The sequence below is a fragment of the Streptomyces sp. NPDC014864 genome (assembly GCF_043081525.1).
Classification (GTDB): domain Bacteria; phylum Actinomycetota; class Actinomycetes; order Streptomycetales; family Streptomycetaceae; genus Streptomyces.
Genome location: NZ_JBIBWT010000017.1, coordinates 158205 through 165767, shown reverse-complemented (window position 1 = coordinate 165767; position 7563 = coordinate 158205). Strand labels below are relative to the sequence as shown.

Annotated in this window: 7 protein-coding genes; 4 read left to right on the top strand and 3 right to left on the bottom strand. The window is 75.2% G+C overall.

The annotated features are described in order from the left end of the window. Nucleotides 1-91: 91 nt before the first annotated feature. Nucleotides 92-319, bottom strand: coding sequence for a hypothetical protein (locus ACF1A5_RS27195; RefSeq protein ID WP_392195510.1), 228 nt, complete (start codon nucleotides 317-319; stop codon nucleotides 92-94). 181 nt (nucleotides 320-500) lie between these two features. Between ACF1A5_RS27195 and ACF1A5_RS27190 the strand changes: the two genes are divergently transcribed. Further along, nucleotides 501-1703: a bifunctional adenosylcobinamide kinase/adenosylcobinamide-phosphate guanylyltransferase gene (locus ACF1A5_RS27190; RefSeq protein WP_392195509.1), complete on the top strand. Its 1203-nt coding sequence runs from the start codon at nucleotides 501-503 to the stop codon at nucleotides 1701-1703. A gap of 134 nt (nucleotides 1704-1837) precedes the next feature. Here the strand turns inward: ACF1A5_RS27190 and ACF1A5_RS27185 are convergent, their stop codons facing one another. Next, nucleotides 1838-2917 (bottom strand): class I SAM-dependent methyltransferase, encoded by a 1080-nt coding sequence (locus ACF1A5_RS27185; protein WP_392195508.1) that lies wholly within the window; start codon nucleotides 2915-2917, stop codon nucleotides 1838-1840. A 161-nt stretch (nucleotides 2918-3078) separates the two neighbouring features. Between ACF1A5_RS27185 and cobT the strand changes: the two genes are divergently transcribed. From cobT to ACF1A5_RS27170, 3 genes are read left to right on the top strand one after another with little or no spacing between them, the layout of a single operon-like run. After that, nucleotides 3079-4191, top strand: a complete 1113-nt coding sequence (gene cobT, locus ACF1A5_RS27180; protein ID WP_392195507.1) for a nicotinate-nucleotide--dimethylbenzimidazole phosphoribosyltransferase — start codon at nucleotides 3079-3081, stop codon at nucleotides 4189-4191. A 59-nt stretch (nucleotides 4192-4250) separates the two neighbouring features. Next, on the top strand, nucleotides 4251-6059 hold the full coding sequence (locus tag ACF1A5_RS27175; protein ID WP_392195506.1) for a phosphatidylglycerol lysyltransferase domain-containing protein: 1809 nt from the start codon (nucleotides 4251-4253) through the stop codon (nucleotides 6057-6059). Beyond that, on the top strand, nucleotides 6056-6757 hold the full coding sequence (locus ACF1A5_RS27170; protein WP_392195505.1) for a hypothetical protein: 702 nt from the start codon (nucleotides 6056-6058) through the stop codon (nucleotides 6755-6757). Before ACF1A5_RS27175 ends, ACF1A5_RS27170 begins: the two co-directional genes overlap by 4 nt. Here ACF1A5_RS27170 and ACF1A5_RS27165 read toward each other — a convergent pair. Next, nucleotides 6732-7496, bottom strand: a complete 765-nt coding sequence (locus ACF1A5_RS27165; RefSeq protein WP_392195504.1) for a hypothetical protein — start codon at nucleotides 7494-7496, stop codon at nucleotides 6732-6734. The genes ACF1A5_RS27170 and ACF1A5_RS27165 overlap by 26 nt on opposite strands. Nucleotides 7497-7563: the final 67 nt, after the last annotated feature.

The following is a 7563-nucleotide window of genomic DNA, read 5'->3' as shown; positions in this document are numbered from 1 at the left end:
TAACTCACCCCGGAGCCGTTCCACCTCCCCCAGCCTCATGCCAGGAAGATGCCCACCACCAGACGAGATCACCCAAGGTAACGAAGCACTACTAGGACCCGGACGTCGAGGACTCGTCCGCGTGCAGGCTCATCGGCCCGTAGATCTCCGTGGCGTCCTCGAAGAGCCGCACCTGGTCGGCGCCGCCCTCGCGCAGGTCCTTCCAGTTCTCCCCGATCCAGGACTCGGCGTCGCCCTGCGTGGTGAACTCCTCGGGCTGCACCGCCGGCTGGACCTCCGTCCCGTCGGCCGTCTCGAACCGCCACGTCCATGCCACCATGTACGCCTCCCTGTGTGAGCACACTGCACAGCGGAAGCCGGATCTTGGTCCGGCTCCCTCCCGCACCCTATGCGCTGCGCGGCCCGCCCCGTCAGGAGGCCATGGCCGATCCACCCGGCCGGGACCCGCCACGAGGGACTCCGGCGGGCGGGAGGTGGGGCCGGCCTGGAAAATCGGGTGCGTGGACGTGACTCTCCTTGGCACCGGTGCCCCCGCGGGACTTCCCCGCCCCGACTGTCCCTGTGCGACCTGCGCGACGGCGCTCGGCGCCGACGCGCGGGCCGCGACCGCGTTGCTCGTGGACGGGGCGCTGCTGCTCGACCTGACACCGGGCGCGGCGTTCGCGGCCGCCCGGGCCGGGCATTCGCTGGCGGGCGTGGGGCAGGTGCTGCTGACGCACCCGCACGACGGGCCCGCGGTCGAGGTGCCGGCCGGGCTGCCGCAGCCCGGGCGGGTGCCGGACGGGCGGGAGTTGCCGCTGCCGACGGGGCATCGGGTGCGCGCGGTGGCGCTGGACTCGCCCGGCACCGGGTACTCCGTGACCGGGCCGGACGGGCAGCGGCTGCTGTACCTGCCGCCGGGCGGCGCCCCGGCCGGGCTGGAGGAGGGGTCGGCGGAGACCTACGACATGGTCCTCGCGGACGTCGTGGGCCGGCCGGACGCCCTGGCCAGGCTGCGCGCCGTCGGGGCCGTGGGCCCGACCACCGACGTCGTCGCCGTGCACCTCGACCACGACGTGCCGCCCGGCCCGGAACTGCGGCGGCGGCTGGCCGCGGCGGGGGCGCGGGCGGTGCCGGACGGCACCACGCTGGTGGTGGGCGTGTACGAGGACGTGCCCGACGTGCCCCGGCGCACGCTGGTGCTGGGCGGGGCCCGGTCGGGCAAGTCGGTGGAGGCCGAGCGGCGGCTGGAGTCCTTCCCCCGCGTGCTGTACGTGGCGACGGGCGGGTCCCGGGGCGGCGACACCGAGTGGGCGGCGCGGGTCGCCACGCACCGGGACCGCCGGCCGGCGTCGTGGCGCACCGTCGAGACCTGCGATCTGGTGCCGCTGCTGGAGCAGGACGGGCCGCCGCTGCTCATCGACTGCCTCTCCCTGTGGCTGACGGACGCGATGGACTCCGTGGGCGCCTGGGACGACGCCGAATGGGCGGACGGCGGGGAACGGGCACTGCGGGAGCGGGTGGCGGCGCTGACGGCGGCGGTCCGGGCGACACGGCGGACCGTGGTCGCCGTCTCCAACGAGGTTGGCTCGGGCATCGTGCCGGCCACGTCGTCGGGACGGCGCTACCGCGACGAACTCGGCCGCCTGAACGCCGCGTTCGCCGGCGAGTGCGAGCACGTCCTGCTGGTGGTCGCGGGCCAGGCGCTCCCGCTGCGGGGCTGAAAGCGGTTCGGACGGGGAGGTTCCGGGACCGGGACACGGGAGGCGGCCAGGACACGGGAGGCGGCCAGGACACAGGGGGCGGCCAGGACACAGGGGGCGGGGCGCAGGCGGCGGGACACAGGAGGCGGTCCGGTTCAGGCCGTGTCCCGGCGGGCGACGACCCGGTAGGCGTTGGAGAAGGGGGTGCGGCGCAGCAGCGGGGCCAGGGCGTGGTCCACGGCCGCCGCCGCGGCCACGAGCGGGCCGGCCGCTCCGGTCAGGACCGCCCGCAGCAGGCACCGCGGACCGCCGGCCGGTTCTGGGAGCCAGGGAGCGTCCGCCGCGGGCAGCGCGTGGGTGACGGCCAGGGCGAGGGCCGCCGCGAGGTCGTACGGGGTGTGGGGGCCGCGGCGGTCGACGACGAGGACCGTGCAGCCGCGCGCCTCCAGTTCCGCGCACAGGTTGTTCAGCGGCAGCAGATGCAGATGGCGCGGCTGGCCGTGGGACAGCCACCACCTGCCCAGCAGCCGGGCGAACGCGCTGCGCGGGTCGGGGAGTTCGATCAGCAGGTGCCCGCCCGGGCGCAGGACGGCGAGGGCCGCGTCCAGCTCCGCTCGCGGGTCCGGGACGTGCGCGAGGTGCTGGAAGACGCTCACCACGTCGTAGCGGGCGCGCAGCCGGGCCACGAGGTGCGGGTCGGCCAGGTGGCCGACGTGGGCCTCCTCGATCCATCCGGCGTCGCGGGCCCGCACCACGCGCAGGGTGGGGTCCAGCCCGTCGAAGGACGTGTACGGGAAGACCTCGCGCGCCGCCCGCGGGAAGTGGGCGTGGCCCGTGCCGACGTCCAGCCAGCTCTCCGGCTCCCCCACGTTCCGCATCAGGTGCGCGACCGTGCGGTGCCGCCGGTCGCCCCGCGCGGCGGCGAGGACGCGTTCGGTCAGTCCCCGCGCGTCGTCCTCGCCGAAGTCCCGGTGGTAGAAGGCCAGTCCCGCCCCGGTGAGCCGGGGGTTCTGGAAGCTGTGCCCGCAGTCCCGGCACTGGTCCAGCACGAACGTGCCCGGCTTGTGCTGCATCAGGTCGGGCGCGCTCAGCCGGGTGCGCAGCCGCCCGGAGCCGCACCAGGGGCAGTCCGCGCGGCGCGGCTCGTGGAACCGGCCGGTGCCCTCGGCGAGTTCGGCGGCGTACGCGATGCGGCGCGGGTCGTAGTCGCGCGGGGCGTACGGCAGAGGCGGCATGGGCGGCTCCCGGTGGGGCGCGAGGGGCGTACCGCAGGGATGTACGACAATCCGCTGCAAAGGGAACGTATGGGATCGGGATCTTGGGTGCAATCACGCGGCGGGGGTGTGCTGCCGATGTGGCGCCGTCCCGTTCGATCGCTGCCGGTACTGTTCGGCGAATGAGCTCGCTTAACCTCGACGACTTCACCGATCTGATCGAGCGTCCCGACGGCGGTGTGCGCCGTGACGCGGAGGACCGCCGGGAGCGTCGGACCGTGCCGCCCGCCGCGCTGGGCCGACTCGACGACCTGGGTGAGTGGCTGGCCGCGGCGCAGGGCGTGGTGCCGGTGCGGCCGGTCGAACAGCCGCGGGTGGTGCTGTTCGCCGGCGACCACGGCGTCGCCGGACTCGGCGTGTCGGCGCGACCGGCGGGCAGTGCCGTGCACCTGGTGCGCGCGGTCCTGGAGGGCGGCCGGCCGGTGTCCGTGCTGGCGCGGCGGCTCGGCGTCCCGGTGCGGGTGGTGGACATGGCGCTGGACTGCGACCCCGGGGCGCTGCCCGGGGACGTCGTACGGCACCGGGTGCGGCGCGGCAGCGGGCGCATCGACGTGGAGGACGCGCTCACCCTGGAGGAGGCGGAGGCCGCGTTCCGGGCGGGGGTCGCGGTGGCCGACGAGGAGGCCGACTCCGGTACGGATCTGGTGGTCCTGGGCGATGTGAGCGTGGGCGGGACCACGTCGGCGGCCGTGCTGGTCGCCGCGCTGTGCGGGACGGACGCCTCGGTGGTGACCGGGCGGGGCGGCGAGGCGATCGACGACCTGGCGTGGATGCGCAAGTGCGCGGCGATCCGGGACGCGCTGCGGCGGGCGCGGCCGGTCCTCGGGGACCAGTTGCAGCTGCTGGCCACGGTGGGCGGGGCCGACCTCGCGGCGACGACCGGGTTCCTGCTCCAGTGCGCGGTGCGCAAGCTGCCGGTGATCCTGGACGGGGTGGTGTCGGCCGCGTGCGCGCTGGTGGGCCAGCGGGTGGCGTTCCGGGCGCCGGACTGGTGGCTCGCGGGCCACGGCAGCGGGGAGCCGGGTCAGGTGAAGGCGCTGGACCGGATGGCGCTGGAGCCGCTGCTGGAGCAGGGGCTGACCGTCGGCGAGGGGACGGGAGCGCTGCTGGCGCTGCCCCTGGTGCAGAGCGCCGCCGCCCTGGCCGCCGAGCTTCCCGAGCGGGACGAGGAGGCCGCGGAGCCGGAGAAGGGCGAGGCCGACGAAGCGGACGGGGCGGGCGAGGCGATGGAGTAGGGCGGACGGCGGACGGAAAAGAGCCGTTCGCCGGGGCGGCACCCATATGATCGCCTCTTATGGGAGATGCCCGAATTGCGGTACGTGAGGAGCGGGCTCCGGCCGGCGTGACCGAGAGCGACCGGCGGGCCCGCCCGCACGCGCGGAGGGCCGCCGCGTTCGCCGTCTGGTACCTGCGGGGCGTTGCGTTCGTCAACTTCCTCAGCGCGGTGTGGGTCTCCCTGGGCCAGGACGTGCGCCGGCACAACCAGGAGAACCTGTTCACGCCGTACCTGCTCACCGCCGGCTTCGCCTCCGGCGTGTTCGCCACGTTCCTCGCCATCACCATGCGCCGCCGCAAGCGGGCGTCCTGGATCCTGAACCTCGGGCTCAGCGGCCCGTTCCTGGCGCTGTTCGGCCTCGCCATGACCTTCCCGGAGATCCGCCGCAGCGCGCAGAACTGGATCTCCCTCGCCCTCACCGCCGCCTTCGTCGCCGCGCTGCTCGTGGGGCGGCGGGAGTTCTACGCCAAGGGCGACCGGTCCAACCCGAGGCTCGCCGCCGTCGTCGCGGTGGGCGGTCTGCTGGTGTCCTCGCTGCTCGCCGCGCTGCTGGTGACGGCCACCAACCAGGCGCCGGACGCGGCCCGTTCGACGTTCGCCGAGCGCTGGCACTACGGCACGCTGCGGCTGGTCTCGGTCGCCGCCTCGGAGTCCCATTTCCCCGGCATCGACACGCCCAACTGGGCGAACGTCGCCGTCAACGTGCTCTCCACGGCCCTGGTCCTCGCCGTCCTGTACGCCGCCTTCCGTTCCCGGCGCGCCGTCGACCCGCTCACCGAGGACGACGAGAAGCGGCTGCGGGAGCTGCTGGCGCGGCACGGTGAGCGGGACTCGCTCGGCTACTTCGCGCTGCGCCGGGAGAAGAGCGTGCTGTGGTCCCCGACCGGCAAGGCCGCCGTCGCCTACCGCGTGGTCGGCGGGGTGTCCCTGGCCTCGGGGGACCCGCTCGGCGACCCCGAGGCCTGGCCCGGCGCCATCGGGCCGTGGCTCGCCGAGGCGCGGGCGCACGGGTGGATCCCGGCCGTGATGGGGGCGAGCGAGGAGGCGGGGACCGTGTACGCGCGACACGGCCTCGACGCCCTCGAACTGGGCGACGAGGCCGTGGTGGAGGTCGCCGAGTTCACGCTGGAGGGCCGGGCCATGCGGACCGTGCGGCAGGCCTACAACCGGGTGCGGCGGGCCGGGTACACCGTGCGCGTCCGGCGGCACGAGGAGATCCCGGCCGGCGAGATGGCGTACCTCGTCGGGCGGGCGGACGACTGGCGGGACGGGGCCACCGAGCGCGGGTTCAGCATGGCGCTGGGACGGCTCGGCGATCCCGAGGACGGGCGGTGCGTGATGCTCGAGTGCCGCGACGCCGAGGGCGAACTGCGGGCTCTGCTCTCCTTCGTGCCGTGGGGGCCGCACGGGCTGTCCCTGGACCTCATGCGCCGCGACCGCCACTGCGAGAACGGGCTGATGGAGTTCATGGTGCTGGAACTCCTGCGCCGCGCCCGGGAGATGGAGATCACGCAGGTTTCGCTCAACTTCGCGATGTTCCGTTCGGTCTTCGAACGTGGCGCCCGCCTGGGCGCCGGGCCGGTGCTGCGGCTGTGGCGTTCGCTGCTCAGCTTCTTCTCCCGCTGGTGGCAGATCGAGTCGCTGTACCGCGCCAACGCCAAGTACCGGCCCATCTGGGAGCCGAGGTACCTGCTCTTCGAGAAGAGCGGGGACCTGCTGCGCATCGGCCTCGCGTCGGCGCGCGCGGAGGGGTTCCTGACGGCCGGGCCGGGGACGCCGGGCCTGCCGAAGTGGCTGCACCGCGAGCACCTGGAGACGCACCGATGAGAGTCCTCGCCCGCTGGGTCCGCGCCGAATGGGGTCCGCTGTACGTCGCCGTTCGCGGGCCGCTGCGGGAGCGGCGCCTGCGGGCGGTGCCCCTGACGGTGGGCGCGGTGTGCCTGACCGGGGTGCTCCACTTCGCGCAGCACCGGCCGTGGGGCCACGACGCCGTCCAGCACCTCGGGGCGGTCCGGGCCGCGGACCCGCTGGGGGTCGCGCTGCTGCGTACCCCGCTGTCGCTGTTCGTGCCGGCCCTGGACCTGCCGTGCTGGGGCGCGCTGGCGCAGATCCTGTGCGTGTTCGGCATGGCCGAGATCTGCCTGGGCCGGTGGCGGACGCTCGCCCTCGCCTACACCGCCACCCTCGCCGGCACCCTGTACGCGCGCATCGGCATCGCCCTGGGGCCGCTCCGCCCGCTGGGGCTGCCGGCCACGGACGCGCGGGTGGTGGACGCCGGCCCGTCGGCGGCCGTGGTGGGGCTCGCGGTCTACCTCGGCTGGCGGTACGGGGCGTACGTCACCGCGGGCGCGGTGGTCGCGGCGATGGCGATCGAGGTGGCCCTGCGCGAGAACCTCGCGGGCAAGGAGCATCTCGCGGCGATCGCCGGGGTGGCGGCGCTGTGCGCGCTCTCGGCGGTGCGGCACCGGGTCCGCGGGGCCTGGCCGGGCGCCGCGCCGGTCACGAGTGACCCGGGAGGCGGGTGATCTCCTCGTCCGGCTTGCCGCCGATCCAGTCCTGGACCCGGCGGCGGGGACCGGCCCAGCGCCGGTCGTGGTGGTAGGCACGCAGACTGGAGCGGGCCCGGGCGCGCGGGCGGCGGCGGTAGAAGTGCCTGGCCCAGGGCGAGCCGGGCCGGGCCAGCCGGACCGCGCCGACCAGCGCGATCGCGGGGACGACGATCCCGAGGACGGCCAGGCGGGCCTTGCCCTTGTAGAGCGCGACCAGTGAGAACAGGAAGTTGCCGACGACGGTCGCGATCACCGTGCCCCGGTTCTGCACTTCGTCCTGGGACAGGTCGTTGACGCCGAACGGCGCGAAGCCCGCGAGGACCAGCCCGACCAGGGCCACGGTGAGGACCACCACCTCCACGCTCTGCCGGCCGGCCTCGGTCCAGTAGACGTCGTCCAGGTGCAGGATCAGCGCGAACTCGTCCAGGACCAGCCCCGCGCCCATCCCGAAGACGACCGCGAAGACGGCGGCGCCGACGCCCTGGCGGCCGCTGGCGACCGCGCCGAAGCCGCCGACGACGGTGAGGACGACGCCGGGGACGACGTGGTGGATGTGCAGACCGCCGGCCCGCACGTTGCCGAAGGGGCCCTTCCCGGCCCGGATGAGGCGGGTGACGGTCCGCGTCACGGCGAAGGTGAGGACGAAGGCGGTGAGGGCGAGGAGCAGGGGCAGCTTGCCGGGTTCGACGATGTTCCGCTCCAGCCAGTGCCCCATGGGGGCAGTCTGCCGCCTCCCCCGGCGGACCGCCCGCCCACCGGCGGCCGGCCGGCCCTGCCGTAGT

Coding starts and splice junctions, on each gene's coding strand:
- ACF1A5_RS27195 (WP_392195510.1), bottom strand. CDS start 319: ATGGTGGCATGGACGTGGCGGTTCGAGACGGCCGACGGGACGGAGGTC.
- ACF1A5_RS27185 (WP_392195508.1), bottom strand. CDS start 2,917: ATGCCGCCTCTGCCGTACGCCCCGCGCGACTACGACCCGCGCCGCATC.
- cobT (WP_392195507.1), top strand. CDS start 3,079: ATGAGCTCGCTTAACCTCGACGACTTCACCGATCTGATCGAGCGTCCC.
- ACF1A5_RS27175 (WP_392195506.1), top strand. CDS start 4,251: ATGGGAGATGCCCGAATTGCGGTACGTGAGGAGCGGGCTCCGGCCGGC.
- ACF1A5_RS27170 (WP_392195505.1), top strand. CDS start 6,056: ATGAGAGTCCTCGCCCGCTGGGTCCGCGCCGAATGGGGTCCGCTGTAC.
- ACF1A5_RS27165 (WP_392195504.1), bottom strand. CDS start 7,496: ATGGGGCACTGGCTGGAGCGGAACATCGTCGAACCCGGCAAGCTGCCC.